Consider the following 14,709-nt stretch of genomic DNA (forward strand, 5'->3'; position numbering starts at 1 on the left):
GGTCAGTGGGGCAGCGAGCCGGGCAGCAGCGCGGTCCGCTGCCATCCGGCCCCTGGCGAGGAGTGGCGCTCGGGGGCGGCGGGTACGGAGCCGAAGGACTGCAGCGGCCGCATGGCGTACTCCAGTTCCCGGCTCACGCGCTCGGCCTCCCGGCGAGCCTGAGTGGGGACGTCGCCGCGCTCGGCGACGAGTCGGTCGTAGATCGGGGAATCCTGGAACACCGACGCGCCTTTCGTGTGGTGGCCCATGCGCATGGGCACGGCTGTCGAGTGTATGCGCCCCGGGATACCAGGGTGTGAATTCTCCAGGAGCACTTGACGCCGACACGGCGGTTGTGACTGTCCGGATGTGCGTCATTCGAAACTGTCGTCGCGTCAGACGGCCAGTGACAGGCCGCCGTCCCCGCCTGCGGCCCCTCGCGAGGCGATGAGCAGGGCGTCCGCCTTGGTGATCGCGTCCTCGACGCTCGCGGCTCCCATGGTGGCGCACAGGGCAAGGCTGACGTCCGCCAACTCCCGTGCGGCCTGCGGCTCCTCACGCTCCGCCTGCGCGATGCGCAGCGACGCGTATCTGGTGAGCAACGTTCTGACGACCTTGGGGTCCGGAACGAGCACGAAGTGCTCCTCTCTTTGGTTTGCGCCTCGCCTTCCCGGTCAGGCCCGGACCAATCGCATCTTCCGCGCCCCGAGCCTCAATTGACGCAAAACCGCCGTCCGACCCGATTCCCAGCGCGCCGCGAGGCGTTGAACAGAGGGTAACCCCCTCAGCACGAACGGTGAAGCACATGAACCGCTCCGGCCGCCTCCTCTGCACCCTCTACCTCACCACCAGCGCCGAACTCGCCTGGGCCACGGTCCTCGAATTCCTCCACGGCCCCCGGTGGGCCGCATGTCTGTTCGCCGCGGCGAGCCTGGTCCCGGTCATCGCCGTCGTCCGCGAGACACTGATCCGCGACCTGCGCAGGGCCGCGGTCGTGGCACGCCACCCCGCGCGCACGGCCACCGACGAGATCGTGCGCGGTGAGCTGGACGCCGCGTGCTGCGAACGCTGGTGGACGAGCCTCGGCATCCACCACGACTCGACCTGCCCGCACGGCATGCGCCGCAGCAGCGCCGCCTGAGGAGACGGCGCGGGGCGCGCACGGCGGCTCAGGCGATCTGTCCGCCGCGCAGCTGTGTGTACGCCCCGCCGCCGCGCAGGGGTTCGCCACCACGAAGGTGGTCCGCCCGTGCAGCAGCCGGGCCAGCGCCTGCCGGACGAAAGCCTCCGAGCGAGTGTCCAGGGCCGAGGTCGCCTCGTCCAGGACCAGCCCTTGGGATCCGTGATCAGGGCGCGGGAAGCCCTGCGGCAGGGTGGACTTGCCCGCGCCGGACGCACCGACGAGGGCATCGTCTCGCCGGGTGTCATGGACGACCACGCCGACCACCTGAGGACGAGCCAGGCCGGCGACCCGAACCGGCCGTTGAGCAGGTCGAGGCGCATGCCGAGGTCAACAGCCTGCGCAGGGTGCCGTCCATGCGGCGCGGCGCCTTGCCCGCCAGGCCGTGGGCGCGGGTGACACCAGCTGCTCGACCGTCTCCATGTCGCGGACCACCTTGGCCTGCAGCACGCCGGCGCTGACGCGCGAGTGGCAGCCGATGGACGGCTGCTGCATACGGGTGCGGCGCACACTGCCGTACCCAGCAGGATGAGCAGGATGATCCCGGTGCGAGCCAGAGCCGCTCGATGGGCTGGTGCTTGACGACGGCGTCGACGAGGGATGCGGTGATCAGCGTCAGCAGGGAGATCGGGCCGAGCTTGGCGTGGACACGCCGACCGCCGCGATCAGGTGGCGGCGGTCGGCGCGGAACAGGTAGCCGAGGGTGCGGACCGGGTGGGCCTGTCAGACGGCGTCGAGCTGCGCGAGTTCCTCGGCGTCGAGGGTGAGTTCGGTCGCGGCGAGGGAGTCGAGGATGGTCTCCGGGCGGCTGGCGCCGGGGATGGGCACCACCACCGGCGACTTGGCGAGCATCCAGGCCAGGCACACACGCTGCGGGCTGACCCCGTGGGCCTCGGCGATCCGCGCGAACGGCGCGTAGGCGGAGCCCAGTTCACGGGCCCGGGAGATGCCGCCGAGCGGGCTCCAGGGCAGGAACGCGATGCCGAGTTCGTCGCACAGTTCGAGTTCCGGCTCGCTGGAGCGGAAGGCCGGGGAGAACTGGTTCTGCACGGAGACCAGCCGGCCGCCGAGGATCTCGTTCGCCTGCCGGATCTGGTCGGGGTTCGCGTTGGAGATGCCCGCCAGTCGGATCTTGCCCTCGTCCAGCAGGTCGCGGATCGCACCGACGGACTCGGCGTACGGCACCCTCGGGTCGGGGCGGTGGAACTGGTAGAGCCCGATGGCCTCCACGCCGAGCCGCCGCAGGGACGCCTCGCAGGCCTCCTTGAGGTGGCGGGGGCTGCCGTCGAGGGTCCAGCTGCCGTCGCCGGGGCGCAGATGGCCGCCCTTGGTGGCGACCAGGACGTCCCGGCCGCGGTCGTGGGAGGAGAGCGCCTTGGCGATCAGGGTTTCGTTGTGGCCGACCTCGTGGGCGTCCCGGTGGTAGGCGTCCGCGGTGTCGATCAGGGTCACGCCGGCGTCGAGGGCGGCGTGGATCGTGGCGAGGGAGCGTGCCTCGTCCGGCCGTCCCTCGATCGACATGGGCATCCCGCCCAGGCCGATCGCGCTGACTTCGACGTCACCGATGCGGCGGGTCTGCATGTGCTCGTGACCTCTTCCGGTTGTTGCGCGGTACCGAATGATGTTCGGCCCACCGCACATGGAGTGCGGGAAAGCCCAAACGCATTCCAGCGTGACCCGCCTACGGGCCGTAGGTCCAATAGAGGAAAGAGAACGCATTCAGCAGCCGCACCACTGAATCGCCGCCTGAGCCGAATCTGCTTGCGCGACCGGTCGGCCGGTGTGCGAGGCTCGCTCGCGGTCGGTCGCCGCAAGGGCGACGGAGTGGAGAGGCGGCGGCATGCGCATAGGACTTCTCGGTACCGGTCCCTGGGCGGAGATGGCGCACGCCCCTGCCCTGCACGAGCATGCGGAGCTGGAGTTCGTGGGGGTGTGGGGCCGCCGTACGGAGGCCGCGAAGCAGCTCGCCGACCGGTTCGGCACGCGTGCCTACGACGACGTCGACGCACTGTTCGCCAACGTGGACGCGGTCGCTGTCGCCCTGCCGCCGGCCGTGCAGGCGGAGCTCGCGGTGCGGGCGGCGCGGGCGGGGTGTCATCTGCTGCTGGACAAGCCGCTCGCCACGACCGTCGGGCAGGGGCGGGCCGTGGTCGACGCCGTCCAGGAGGCCGGCGTCGCCTCGGTCGTCTTCTTCACCAGCCGCTTCCTGCCGGAGACCGAGGCGTGGATCACCGAACAGGCAGGGGTGGGGGGCTGGTTCACGGCGCACGCGCAGTGGCTGGGGGCGCTGTTCGGCGGTGACAGCGACAGCCCGTTCGCCAACTCGCCCTGGCGGCGGGAGAAGGGCGCGCTGTGGGACGTGGGCCCGCATGCCCTGTCCGTACTGCTGCCGGTCCTCGGTGACGCCCGGCGTGTGGTGGCCGCGGCGCCCGGTCCCGGCGACACGGTCCATCTGGTTCTCGACCATGCCGGCGGCGCCTCGAGCACCCTGACGCTCAGCCTGTCGGCCCCGCCCGCGGCGTCGTGCGCCGCTGCCGAACTCCGGGGCGCGGCGGGGGTGTCGGTGCTGCCGCAGAGCGCCGAGGGAGCCGTCGCCGCGCTCGGACATGCCGCCGACGCACTCCTCGCCGCCGCCCGCACCGGACGCCCGCACGCATGCGACGCCGCGTTCGGCCAACGGGTCACCGAGATCCTGGTCGAGGCGCAGGGCCTGTTGGACGGCGCCACCGGCTGACGCGACGTCACAGTCTTTCTACAGCGGCCCATTTGATCAAAACGGGCCGAGTCGATCGACGCGCCGGCCGGACCGCCCACACCCCGGCATCGATGCGGTCGTCGAGCCACAGGGCCCTGTTGCGGACTCCAGTCGGCTGACGCGACGTCATGGCCCCTCCGCGACGGGCTGTTTGGCCACAACGAGACCGAGTCGACCAGCGTGGGGACGGTCCGCCCCGCGACCCGGCATCGAAGCGAGGCCCAGGCCCTGTGGGAAGTGCTGACACGGCGTCACGGTCTGCCTGGTGCGGTCTGCTTCGCCACTGTGGCGAGGACCGAGTCGACCAGCGTGGGGACGGTCAGACCGGCTCCGGTGTCGATGCGGTCGAGGCTCAGCTCGTCGAGGGCCTCGACCATGAGGTTCTGATAGCGCTCCGTGCGGGCGAGGAAGCGGTCCATCAGTGCCCGTTCCTCGTCCGTCGCCGCCTCGTACCGTCCGCCCGCGTGCACCCGGGCGCGCAGCACCGCTGCGTCGGCCGTCAGCCACACGGCGCCCGTGTGCGGGACGTCCAGCCCTGCGACGCGGGCGGGCCACAGCGCCGAGCCCTCCAGGACGAGGCCTGCGCCGGCCCCGTTCTGGGCCGCATGGGTCCCGATCAGTGTGCGGATGCGGGGCCACAGCCGTTCGTAGTGGGCGAGGACGGATGTGATCAGTTCGTCCACCGTCAGCGACGCATAGTGCTCGGCGACATGGGCGGGCACCTCCCGCTCCGGGGTTCTCCAGGGCCGCCCGGGGTGGCGGGCCAGCAGGTCCGTCGACCGATACTCGAAACCGAGACGCTCCGCCACCGCTCGTGCAACCGTCGACTTGCCCACGTTCGACGTGCCGCCGATCAGCACGACCCGTACGCCGGGCGCCGCCGCGCCGCTACCCATGCTCGGACGGTTCGTCGCTCCAGCGGAACCAGGCCCGGTCGCCCTCGATGTGCAGCAGGAACTCGGGAACGGGTCCGTCCGGCGACGACAGGGACACCCGTCTGGTGATCTCGTCGTAGGCCGTTTCCCACTCCTGCCGTTGCTCCTCGTCGTCCCGCGCGACCAGGGCGAGTTCACGGGCGAACAGATCCCGGACCTCCGCAAACGCCGGACCAGCCGTGAAACGGCCGGACAGCCAAGGAAAGTCGGCGTCGTCGATCAGGATCTCCCCGACCGGTTCCGCGCCCGTGCGCACCTGCCAGACCTCGCCCTCGAACCCCACGCCGCTCCCCCTTCAGCCGCCGATCACCGCCATCGACCAGCATGCCACCCGGCACCGACAGCCGGCCCGGCGTGCGGGCGGCGTCCCGCCGTAGGAGCGTGGTGCTGTGGGAAAGGTGCACCTCCTGTCAGCGCGCCGGCAGGACCACGACCGGCGGGGCTGGCTGCGGGGCGCGCCACCGCCCCGGCTGGTGCGGATGCTCCCGGTCGTCCTGATCGCGGGCGTCTGCGCGGCCACCCTGGCCAGCCAGGAACCCCTCGACATCGGTTTTCTGCTGGGCGCCATCCCACCGCTCGCCGTCCTCTCGTACGGGCCGCTGACGACCGCGCTCCTCGGCGGTGTCGTCGTCGCCGTGCTCAACATCCCGGCCTTCCAGCTCAACCACCCCGGCAACACGGACCTGTTGACCATCTCCTTCGTCGCCGTGCTGAGCGTGTTCGTGTCCTATGTGCGCAGCCGCCGCGACGCCCAGCTGGATCTGGAGCGCACCGTCGCGGAGGCCGCGCAGCGCGCCGTCGTCCCTCCGCTGCCCGAGCGGGTCGGCCCGGTCCGCTGCGTGGGCCTGTATCGGGCCGCGCAGCGCGGGACGCTGGTCGGCGGCGACTTCTTCGACGTACGCGAGGGACCGCACGGGGTGCGGGCGGTGATGGGCGACGTCCAGGGGCACGGGCTGGCGGCGGTCTCCACGGTTGCCGCCTTGCTGGGGGCCTTCCGGGAGGCGGTGCTGGACCAGCCGGACCTGGAGTCGGTCGCCGCTCGCCTCGACCGCAGGCTGGAGCTGGACTCGGCGTCGTCCCGGTACGCCGAGCTGTTCGCGACCGCCGTACTGCTGGAGTTCTCGCCCGACGGCCGGTCGGTGCGGATGGTGTCCTGCGGGCATCCGGCGCCCGTGCTGCTGCGCGGCCGGCAGGCCACCGAGATCGAGCTCGCCGCGTGGACACCGCTCGGTCTCGGCCTGTCGGACGGCGGTCCGCACGCCGGGCTCACGCTGCGGCTGGAGCCCGGCCACAGCCTGTTCCTGGCTTCGGACGGCGTGAGCGAGGCCCGCGACCCCTCCGGCACCTTCTACCCGCTGACCGACCGGCTGTCCGCGCTGGCCGACGACGATCCGGCCGTGCTCGCGGACCGGGTGTGGGCGGATCTCGTGCGGTACTGCCCCGGCATCGACGACGACGTGACGATGCTCGTCCTCACGCCCGTGTCACGGGACGGCGGCTGACGTCGGACGCGGGGTCTGCCACCTGCCCGCCCTCGGCGTCGATGTGCGGCATGATCCGGTCCAGCCAGCGGGGCGTCCACCAGGCGTGCGGCCCCAGCAGCGTCATCACGGCCGGAACCATCAGCAGCCGTACGACGGTCGCGTCGATCAGCACGCTCACCGCGAGCCCCAGACCGAGCATCTTGACCACGATGTTGTCGCTGACGATGAAGGCCGCGAAGACGCTCACCATGATCAGGGCGGCGCAGGTGATGACCCGGGCGGTGATCTCCAGGGCGTGGGCGACCGAGGCCTTGGCGTCGCCGGTGCGCAGCCAGGCCTCGTGGACACGGGAGAGCAGGAAGATCTCGTAGTCCATGCTCAGACCGAAGATGATCGCGAACATCATCATCGGCACATAGCTCTCGATGGGCACCTTGCCGTGCACGCCGAGCGCGGGCCCGCCCCAGCCCCACTGGAAGACGGCCACCACCACGCCGTACGAGGCACCGATCGACAGCACGTTGAGGACGGCCGCCTTGACCGCCACGAGCAGACCGCGGAAGACCGCCAGGATGATCAGGAACGCGAGGGCGACCACGACGCCGATGATCAGGGGCAGCCGGCCGGCGACGATGTCGCGGAAGTCGACCTGGGCGGCGGTGGTGCCGGTTACGTACCCTTTGGCCTTCGTTCCGGAGACCGCGTCGGGGAGGGTGTGGTGGATCAGGCGGTTGGTCAGGGCGGTGGTCGAGGCGCTCTGCGGGGACTGCTTCGAGTAGACCGTGCCGACGAGGACGTCGCCGTCCTTGGTGGGTGTCAGGGGCGTGACGGTGGAGGCGCCGGCCACTGCGTTCAGGGTCTTCTGGGCCTGGGAGGAGAGGGCGGAGCGCTGGGAGGACGCCACGGAGGTCTGGTCGATGACGACGGTGAGCGGGCCGTTGGAGCCGGGGCCGAACGCATTGGTCATCAGGTCGTAGGCGCGGCGGTCGGTGAAGGAGGTGGGGTCGGCGCCGTCTCCGATGTGGCCGAGCTGGATGGAGAGCAACGGGATGGCGAGGACGACGACGGCCGTGATGCCTGCCGCCAGGAACTGCCAGGGTCTGCGCTCCACACGTTGGGCGTAGCGGTGCCACGTGCCGGTCGGCTCGGCTCCGGGCTCGGCGTCGGTCTCGGCGACGGGACGCCGTACGCGGTAGCGGTCGATGCGTCTGCCGATCAGGCCGAGCATGGCCGGGAGCAGCGTCAGTGCGCCGACGACCGCCGAGATGACCGTCATGGCGGCGGCCAGGCCGAGTTTCCCGATGAAGCTCACCCCGGACGCGTACAGGCCGGCGAGCGCGATGATCACCGTGCAGCCGGAGACGAGCACGGCCCGGCCGCTGGTGGAGGTGGCATGGCCCGCGGCTTGGACCGGATCCACCCCGTTCATGAGGTTCTGGCGGTGCCGCGTGAGCTGGAACAGGGCGTAGTCGATGCCGACACCGAGCCCGATCATGGTCGCGAGGGTCGGTGAGACGGTCGCGAACGTGAACGCCGCCGCGAGCAGTCCGAGGATCGCGAGCCCGGCGACGGCGCTGACCAGTGCCGTGAACAGGGGCAGGCCGGCCGCGATCACGCTGCCGAAGCCGATCAGCAGGACGACGATCGCGACAGCGAAGCCGATCAGTTCGCTCACCCGGTCGTCGGCGGCGGACCGGCCCAGTTCGCCGAGCGGTCCGCCGTACTCGACCTGGGCGCCTGCCGAGCGCAGCGGCTGCACCGCCTTGTCCACCCCGCTCAGGTAGTTGTCGCCCAGGGTCGAGGGCTGGACGTCGAAGCGGACGGTGATGTAGCCGGTCTTCCCGTCGGAGGCGAGGGGGCCGACCTTCGAGGCCGGGGCGGACAGCGGGTTCTGGGCCGACAGGACGTGCGGCAGTTTCTGCACGTCGCCGATCGCGGTGGACATCTGCGAGCTCAGCGCGGTGAGGGACTTCTGCCCGTCGTGCAGGACGATCTGGCTGCTGTAGCCGCCCGCCGCGGGATCGTGCTTCTTCAGGACGTCCAGGCCCTGCTGGGACTGCACGCCCGGCAGGGAGAAATTGTCGGAGTACTCCCCGCCGAAGGACCGGTTCAGGGTCTGCAGCGCCACGAGCGCCACCAGCCAGGCCAGGATGACGATCACGAAGTGCCTGGCGCACCACTCCCCCAGCCGTCGCAGCCCCCCTCCGGGGGCAGCCCCTGCGCCCCCCGTTTCGGTGTGGGTCGGTGACATTCTCTCGGTCTTCTCTGCCGGTCGAGACGGTCGTCGCCTCTCATTAGACGCCCGCCCTGTCACTTAGGCATCTCGGGTCGCTCGCGTGTGCTTCCGGATGCACGCCGGGCTCCCGCGATGAATGGTGTTAGCAGTAGCGATCCGGACTCGAGGAGCAGAGATCATGCCGACGTCACAGCCCGACGTGTCCGGGCCGTCCGAGGAACGCATCACCCCGGACGACCTGCTCCACACCAGTACCGGCACCGATGTGTCGCCGGAGGACCTGGTCCTTGCCACGGGCAGGGACATCACCCCGCGCAACCTCGAATGGGCCAGGCGCAAGCTGGAGACGGAGGGCCCCGCCGCCCTGGAGAAACTGCTGCCGTAGAGCCCCACCCGCTCCCGTACGGCCGCCTGGAGACCCGGTGCCGGTTCAGTCCGTGTCGCCGGGCTCCAGGCACGGCACGGGCACCCGCTGGACGAGGGTGTTGGTGCAGCGGCCGCGGTTCCAGTGCTGCTCCGATGGCTGGTTGTGTCCTTCGGCGTGGGTGGCCCGCGCGCTCAGCAGATGCTCGCCAGGGTCGCACCACGCGGGAGCGGGACATGTTGTCCGGGAAGCCGGGCGGGACCAGCAGGGCGCGCGGCTCGATGCGGGTGACCGGCCGGCCCTCGTCGGCGGGGTCCTGCCGGAGCCGGTAGGCCACGGCCTGCTGGAAACCGGTGGACGGCGTGTGGGTGACGGTGATCTCGCGCAGCCACTTCACCTGGGCCATGCCCTGCCTGCCGGGCACGATCAGGCGCAGCGGGCGGCCGTGCCGGGGCAGCAGCGGGGCGCCGTTCATCGCGTACGCCATCAGAACCTCGGGCTCGTTGCCCACGGCCAAGTCCACCGGCAGGGAGCGCCGGTGGTCCTGTGCGACGCCCCGTTCCACGCCGTGGTCGGCGCCGGTGAAGACCACCTCGACGGCGTCCCGTGCCACGCCGGCCTCGGCGAGCCAGGGCCAGCCGACCTGACGGGACGTCAGGAGGGCCCCGCCGTTGCCCGCGCACTGCATGGTCACGCGCGTGCTGACCGGAGGGAGGGCGCGCAGTTCGGCCAGGTCCAGCTGCAGCGGACGGCGGACCCGGCGCCCGACGCTCAGCGGCCAGAGCGTGCCGTCGGGGACGTACGGGATGTCGTAGCGCGTCAGCAGGTGGTGCACTGCGGGCCCGGCGGGGTCACGTCGTGGCGCAGGCCTCTAGCGGGAGGCCGTGGTTGCGGGTGGCCAGCCCCCGGCACAACCCAGCGGAGCGACAATGCCCGGCTGGCCGCCCTGAGGAGGGCATCGGCCGGACGGACTGGCGCTGATGTTCCCCGTCACTTCGTGGGCGGTAGTCGTCCGTTCAGTCTTTCGAAGCGGGGGGCGGGGCTGACAGACTCCGGAGGGTGCCCGACTTCGACATGCTTGTCATCGGATCCGGCCCGGGTGGCCAGAAGGCCGCCATCGCCGCGGCCAAGCTCGGCCGCCGGGTCGCCGTCGTCGACCGCCCCGACATGGTCGGCGGGGTCTCCATCCATACCGGCACCATCCCCTCCAAGACCCTGCGCGAGGCGGTGCTGTATCTGACCGGTCTCACCCAGCGGGATCTGTACGGGCAGAGCTACCGGCTGAAGGAGGACATCACCGTCTCCGACCTGACCTCGCGCACCGAGCACGTGGTCGGCCGGGAGGTCGACGTCATCCGCAGCCAGCTCTCCCGCAACCACGTCTCCCTCTTCGCCGGCACCGGCAGTTTCGTCGACCCGCACACCATCGCGCTGCGCGAGGTCACCGGCAACGAACGGCTGCTCAGCGCGGAGCACATCGTCATCGCCACCGGTACCCGGCCGGCCCGGCCGGACAGCGTCGAGTTCGACGGCCGTACGATCATGGACTCCGACAACGTGCTGGCGCTGGAACGCGTGCCGCGCTCCATGGTCATCGTGGGCGCCGGGGTCATCGGCATGGAGTACGCCTCCATGTTCGCGGCGCTCGGCAGCAAGGTGACGGTGGTCGAGAAGCGTGCCGGGATGCTCGACATGTGCGACGTCGAGGTCATCGAGTCGCTCAAGTACCACCTGCGGGATCTCGCCGTGACGTTCCGGTTCGGCGAGACGGTCGCCGCGGTGGAGCGGCATGCGCGGGGCACGCTGACCATCCTGGAGAGCGGCAAGAAGATACCGGCCGACGCCGTGATGTACTCGGCGGGCCGGCAGGGCCTGACCGACGAACTCGACCTGGACAAGGCCGGACTGTCCGCGGACAGGCGCGGGCGGATCACCGTGGACGAGCACTACCGCACCGAGGTGCCGCACATCTACGCCGTCGGCGACGTGATCGGCTTCCCCGCGCTGGCCGCGACGTCGATGGAACAGGGGCGGGCCGCCGCCTACCACGCGTGCGGCGAGCCGGTCGGGCAGATGCACAACCTGCAGCCCATCGGCATCTACACCATCCCGGAGATCAGCTTCGTCGGCCGGACCGAGGACCAACTCACCGAGGACTGCGTGCCGTTCGAGGTCGGCATCTCCCGCTACCGCGAACTGGCCCGCGGCCAGATCATCGGCGACTCGCACGGCATGCTGAAGCTGCTGGTCTCCCCCGAGGACCGCACCCTGCTCGGCGTGCACTGCTTCGGCACCGGCGCCACCGAGCTCATCCACATCGGCCAGTCGGTGATGGGCTGCGGTGGCACCGTCGACTATCTGGTGAACGCGGTCTTCAACTACCCGACGCTGGCGGAGTCCTACAAGGTCGCCGCCCTCGACGCCACCAACAAGCTGCGGCAGATCGACCGGATCGGCGACTGAGGGGCCGGCGTCAGCGGTCCTGCCCGGCGTCGGGCAGTCGCGTCTCGTCCTCGACGACGTGGACGGCGGCCTCCTCGGCGCCGGCGGCACCGCCGTCGATGCCCACGTCGTCGGCGATCGTCTCCTTGGTCGTGTCGGGGTGGGCGCCCTCGTCCGGCGCGACCAGGCGGCCCGCGCGCTCCGTGCCGGCCTCGGGGTCGACGGGTTCGCCCTCGCCTCCGGGGAGGTCGCCGATCTCGTCACCGGCGGGCACGGCCGCGTCGGGGACCTCCTCGGCGAGCCGTTCGTCGAGGCTCTCGCCGGTGCGCTGCTCGGCGGCCGTCGTGCCGTGTTTGGTGACGCCGAGCGGCTTCTCCGGTGGCGAGTAGCCCTCGTCGAGGGTGTCGTCGTAGGTGCGTTCGTCGACGGCGTCCTGCAGGTCGAGCGGCGCCGCGTCCTCCTGCTCCTCGTTCGTCCCGGTGGGCTGGTAGACGTCGTCGGCCATCGGTTCGGGGCTCGTGCGTTCGCTGCCCATGAGTGCCTCCTCGCGCGCTGCGGCGGGTCGTTCTCCTACGGTGTCCCGATCCGCGTTTCCCGTTGCGCGCCGTCCAACCACGGCAGTCGCCGGCGGCGCAGGAGGTTACCCCTTGGTCAATCTTGAAAGCTCAAGGAGTAGGGCTATCATCACTCGCACACACGGTGTGACCGAACGACAACGCAGGTAGCCGTGCGCTCTCCACCCACCCCTTTGTTTTTTCGCTGCCCTTGATCTGCTCCGAGGCCAACCCTCGGGGATCCGGGGCGGGTTCACCACCCCCCACCTCCCCCTACGCCGTCGGGGCGGGTCGCCCTCGCGTCGTGCAAGACGGAAAGCAGCGCAACCATGAGCAACAGCAGGGGCAGAGGGCTGCAGGCCAATGCCCTCGGTACGTTCGACACCGTGGTGATGGCCGTCGCGGGCAGTGCCCCGGCGTACTCGATCGCCGCGACCACCGCCGTCCTGGTCGGCGCGGTGGGCCTGGCCAGCCCGGCCGCGCTGCTGTACTGCGCGATACCCATGCTGGGCATCGCGCTGGCGTTCAGCTATCTCGGCCGTATCGACGTGAACGCGGGCGCCAGCTACTCCTGGGTGGGGCGCACCCTGCATCCCTTTCTCGGGTTCATCAGCGGCTGGGCGCTGGTCATCTCGGCGACCATCTTCATGGTGGCCGGCTCGCTGCCCGCAGGTTCGATGACGCTGGCCCTGTTCGACGAGGGCCTCGCCGACAACACCGCGCTGTCGACGGTGGTCGGCGCGGCCTGGTTCATCATCATGCTGCTCGTGGTGCTCGGCGGTGCCCGGCTCACGGTCCGGGCCCAGCTCGTCATGTCCGGCGTCGAGCTGGCGATACTGGCGCTGTTCGCGGTGCTCGCCGTCTTCCACACCGGCAACGCCCGCGTGTTCGACTGGTCCTGGCTCGGCTTCTCCCACTTCGACGGAGTGTCGGGCTTCGCCTCGGGCGCACTCGTCGCCGCCTTCTACTACTGGGGCTGGGACGTCACCAGCAACCTGAGCGAGGAGACCCGCAACAGTCGCCGTACGACGGGACTCGCCGGGCTGATCGGGGTGGGCATCGTCTTCCTGCTCTTCGAGGTGTTCACCATCGCGGTGAACGTCATCCTGACCTCGAAGCAGATCGAGGCGAACGACGCGAACGTGCTGGGTGCGCTCGGCGAGGAGATCTGGCCGGGCTGGGGCGGCAAGCTGCTGATCGTGGCGGTGATGCTGTCGACCATCGCCACCCTGGAGACCACCCTCATCCAGGTCACGCGCTCGTTGTTCGCGATGGGCCGGGACCGTACGATGCCCTCCGCTCTCGGCCGGGTGCACCGCACCTGGAACACCCCGTGGGTGGCGATCACGGTGGTCGGCGCGGTGGCGCTGGCGATGTTCATCGCCTCCAACGCCCTGGGCTCCGTCGGTGAGATCCTCTCCGACGCGATCTCGGCGATCGGCCTGCAGATCGCCGTGTACTACGGCCTCGCGGGCCTCGCGGTGGTCGTGGCGTACCGCAGGATGCTGCTGAAGTCGGCGGCCGACTTCCTGCTCGGCGGGCTGTGGCCGCTGTTCGGCGCGCTGTTCATGTTCTGGATCTTCGCCGAGTCGCTGGGCGAGCTCGACAGCGCGGCGATCGCGATCGGCATCGGCGGGCTCGCCGTCGGGCTGGTCCCGATGCTCTGGTACTGGAGGCAGGGCAGCGACTACTACCGGCCCGCCCGCCTGGACGCCAGCCGCACCGTCGAGGCGGAGTACGTCCCCGACGACCTGCCCACCGCGAACTCACGTGTCCACGAAGGTCTCTCCACCGACTTCTGAGGCAGACCCCGATGGCGAGAGACCGATTCGCTCCCGACTACGACCCCGACTGCGGGGACGCGCCCCTGACCGACGCACGTCACGACATCGTCATCGGCCGCTGGCAGGGCCTCAGGGATTTGCTGCGGGACACCGGCCCGGAGTGGCTCGCGCGCGGCCACCGCATCCGGCTGCTCGCACAGGCCTGTGCGGGCAGTTCGACCGTGGAGTCGTGGCTGGCGGCCGAGCCCCACAGCGGTGACGCGCTGGTGCTGCGGGCGGCGACGGAGACGGCCCGTGCGTTCAACCTGGCGATCGCCGCGGGCCGTGGCGTGCCGATCGACCAGCATCGCATCGACACCGCGGTGACGGCGTGTCTGCAGGCCGCGGAGGCATATCTGGACGACCCGACGCCGTGGATCTCCCTGATCTCGGTGGCCCGGCTGTACTCCTCGGGGGTGCGCCGGCAGGAACTGTCGCGCTGGTGGGACGAGTTGCACCAGCGCGACCCGTACAGCGTGGAGGGCCATCTGCAGGTCCTGCACTACTACTCGGCACGCTGGCACGGCAGCCACGGCCTCATGTACGACTTCGCCCGTGACGCGGCCGGAGTGGCACCCACGGGCTGCGCACTGCCGGTTCTGGTGCAGTACGCGCGCGTGGAGGAGTACCGCTACGCCCTGGACGCGGCGCAGGGCAGCCAGTCCGCGGTGGGCCTCGGGCAGCACTGGAACCACGACGGCGCGGTCAGCGACGTACGCCGTACCTGGCAGCGCTGGATCATGGGCCGCACGGACAGTGCCATCGCCCCCGGCGAACTGCGCGACCTCAACTACCTGGCGCACGCCGCCTGCAATGCAAACGTTCCGGACGTCGCGGCCACCCTGCTGCGGATGCTGGGGCGCCGGGCCACACGGGCTCCCTGGTCGTACACGGGAGATCCGGACCAGCAGTTCGTGAGGTGGCGCAAGGAGCTGAAGCTGCGGGGCTGAGCGCCTG

At 70.8% G+C, this 14,709-nt stretch carries 15 protein-coding genes and 1 pseudogene; 7 read left to right on the top strand and 9 right to left on the bottom strand.

All coding sequences use genetic code 11. The features are described from left to right. Positions 1 to 2: 2 nt before the first annotated feature. Both ACWCRD_RS33105 and ACWCRD_RS33110 read right to left on the bottom strand, forming a co-directional pair. The gene (locus ACWCRD_RS33105) at positions 3 to 221 is read right to left on the bottom strand and encodes a hypothetical protein (RefSeq protein WP_115911561.1); all 219 of its coding nucleotides are present in this window, start codon (positions 219 to 221) and stop codon (positions 3 to 5) included. Positions 222 to 374: 153 nt separating this feature from the next. Next, complete coding sequence (locus ACWCRD_RS33110) at positions 375 to 614, bottom strand: DUF5133 domain-containing protein (protein ID WP_450969425.1); 240 nt, start codon at positions 612 to 614, stop codon at positions 375 to 377. Positions 615 to 784: 170 nt separating this feature from the next. On the opposite strand from ACWCRD_RS33110, the gene ACWCRD_RS33115 reads away from it, so the two are divergent. Beyond that, entirely contained in the window at positions 785 to 1,120 is a 336-nt protein-coding gene (locus tag ACWCRD_RS33115) for a hypothetical protein (protein WP_450969426.1), read from the top strand. Between the two features lie 308 nt (positions 1,121 to 1,428). On the opposite strand, the pseudogene ACWCRD_RS33120 reads toward ACWCRD_RS33115, so the two are convergent. Next, positions 1,429 to 1,876: pseudogene (locus ACWCRD_RS33120) on the bottom strand (hypothetical protein); the annotation flags it as partial. A 6-nt stretch (positions 1,877 to 1,882) separates the two neighbouring features. Then, a complete protein-coding gene (locus ACWCRD_RS33125; protein WP_450969427.1) occupies positions 1,883 to 2,740 on the bottom strand; it encodes an aldo/keto reductase in 858 nt (285 codons plus the stop codon). Positions 2,741 to 2,999: 259 nt separating this feature from the next. On the opposite strand from ACWCRD_RS33125, the gene ACWCRD_RS33130 reads away from it, so the two are divergent. After that, the gene (locus ACWCRD_RS33130; RefSeq protein WP_450969428.1) at positions 3,000 to 3,893 is read left to right on the top strand and encodes a Gfo/Idh/MocA family protein; all 894 of its coding nucleotides are present in this window, start codon (positions 3,000 to 3,002) and stop codon (positions 3,891 to 3,893) included. Between the two features lie 272 nt (positions 3,894 to 4,165). Here ACWCRD_RS33130 and ACWCRD_RS33135 read toward each other — a convergent pair whose 3' ends face one another. Both ACWCRD_RS33135 and ACWCRD_RS33140 read right to left on the bottom strand, forming a co-directional pair. Next, complete coding sequence (locus ACWCRD_RS33135) at positions 4,166 to 4,810, bottom strand: AAA family ATPase (protein WP_450969429.1); 645 nt, start codon at positions 4,808 to 4,810, stop codon at positions 4,166 to 4,168. Beyond that, on the bottom strand, positions 4,803 to 5,132 hold the full coding sequence (locus tag ACWCRD_RS33140; RefSeq protein WP_450969430.1) for a hypothetical protein: 330 nt from the start codon (positions 5,130 to 5,132) through the stop codon (positions 4,803 to 4,805). The genes ACWCRD_RS33135 and ACWCRD_RS33140 overlap by 8 nt, the downstream gene beginning before the upstream one ends. Positions 5,133 to 5,328: 196 nt before the next feature. On the opposite strand from ACWCRD_RS33140, the gene ACWCRD_RS33145 reads away from it, so the two are divergent. Next, complete coding sequence (locus tag ACWCRD_RS33145; RefSeq protein ID WP_450969503.1) at positions 5,329 to 6,351, top strand: PP2C family protein-serine/threonine phosphatase; 1,023 nt, start codon at positions 5,329 to 5,331, stop codon at positions 6,349 to 6,351. Here ACWCRD_RS33145 and ACWCRD_RS33150 read toward each other — a convergent pair. Next, positions 6,323 to 8,584: an MMPL family transporter gene (locus ACWCRD_RS33150; protein WP_450969431.1), complete on the bottom strand. Its 2,262-nt coding sequence runs from the start codon at positions 8,582 to 8,584 to the stop codon at positions 6,323 to 6,325. The genes ACWCRD_RS33145 and ACWCRD_RS33150 overlap by 29 nt on opposite strands. A 163-nt stretch (positions 8,585 to 8,747) precedes the next feature. Here ACWCRD_RS33150 and ACWCRD_RS33155 point away from each other — a divergent pair, with 163 nt between their 5' ends. After that, positions 8,748 to 8,954 (top strand): hypothetical protein, encoded by a 207-nt coding sequence (locus ACWCRD_RS33155; RefSeq protein ID WP_450969432.1) that lies wholly within the window; start codon positions 8,748 to 8,750, stop codon positions 8,952 to 8,954. On the opposite strand, the gene ACWCRD_RS33160 is transcribed toward ACWCRD_RS33155, so the two are convergent. Continuing rightward, a complete protein-coding gene (locus ACWCRD_RS33160) occupies positions 8,875 to 9,768 on the bottom strand; it encodes a molybdopterin-dependent oxidoreductase (protein WP_450969433.1) in 894 nt (297 codons plus the stop codon). The two genes, ACWCRD_RS33155 and ACWCRD_RS33160, sit on opposite strands and share 80 nt — an antisense overlap. Positions 9,769 to 9,992: 224 nt before the next feature. Here ACWCRD_RS33160 and sthA point away from each other — a divergent pair, with 224 nt between their 5' ends. After that, positions 9,993 to 11,396, top strand: a complete 1,404-nt coding sequence (gene sthA / locus ACWCRD_RS33165) for a Si-specific NAD(P)(+) transhydrogenase (RefSeq protein ID WP_450969434.1) — start codon at positions 9,993 to 9,995, stop codon at positions 11,394 to 11,396. A gap of 10 nt (positions 11,397 to 11,406) precedes the next feature. Here sthA and ACWCRD_RS33170 read toward each other — a convergent pair whose 3' ends face one another. Then, the gene (locus ACWCRD_RS33170) at positions 11,407 to 11,910 is read right to left on the bottom strand and encodes a DUF5709 domain-containing protein (protein ID WP_450969435.1); all 504 of its coding nucleotides are present in this window, start codon (positions 11,908 to 11,910) and stop codon (positions 11,407 to 11,409) included. 348 nt (positions 11,911 to 12,258) lie between these two features. On the opposite strand from ACWCRD_RS33170, the gene ACWCRD_RS33175 reads away from it, so the two are divergent. Then, positions 12,259 to 13,731 (top strand): APC family permease, encoded by a 1,473-nt coding sequence (locus ACWCRD_RS33175; protein WP_450969436.1) that lies wholly within the window; start codon positions 12,259 to 12,261, stop codon positions 13,729 to 13,731. A gap of 11 nt (positions 13,732 to 13,742) precedes the next feature. After that, on the top strand, positions 13,743 to 14,702 hold the full coding sequence (locus tag ACWCRD_RS33180; protein ID WP_450969437.1) for a hypothetical protein: 960 nt from the start codon (positions 13,743 to 13,745) through the stop codon (positions 14,700 to 14,702). Positions 14,703 to 14,709 lie beyond the last annotated feature (7 nt).

It is taken from the genome of Streptomyces sp. NPDC002092 (assembly GCF_053593775.1).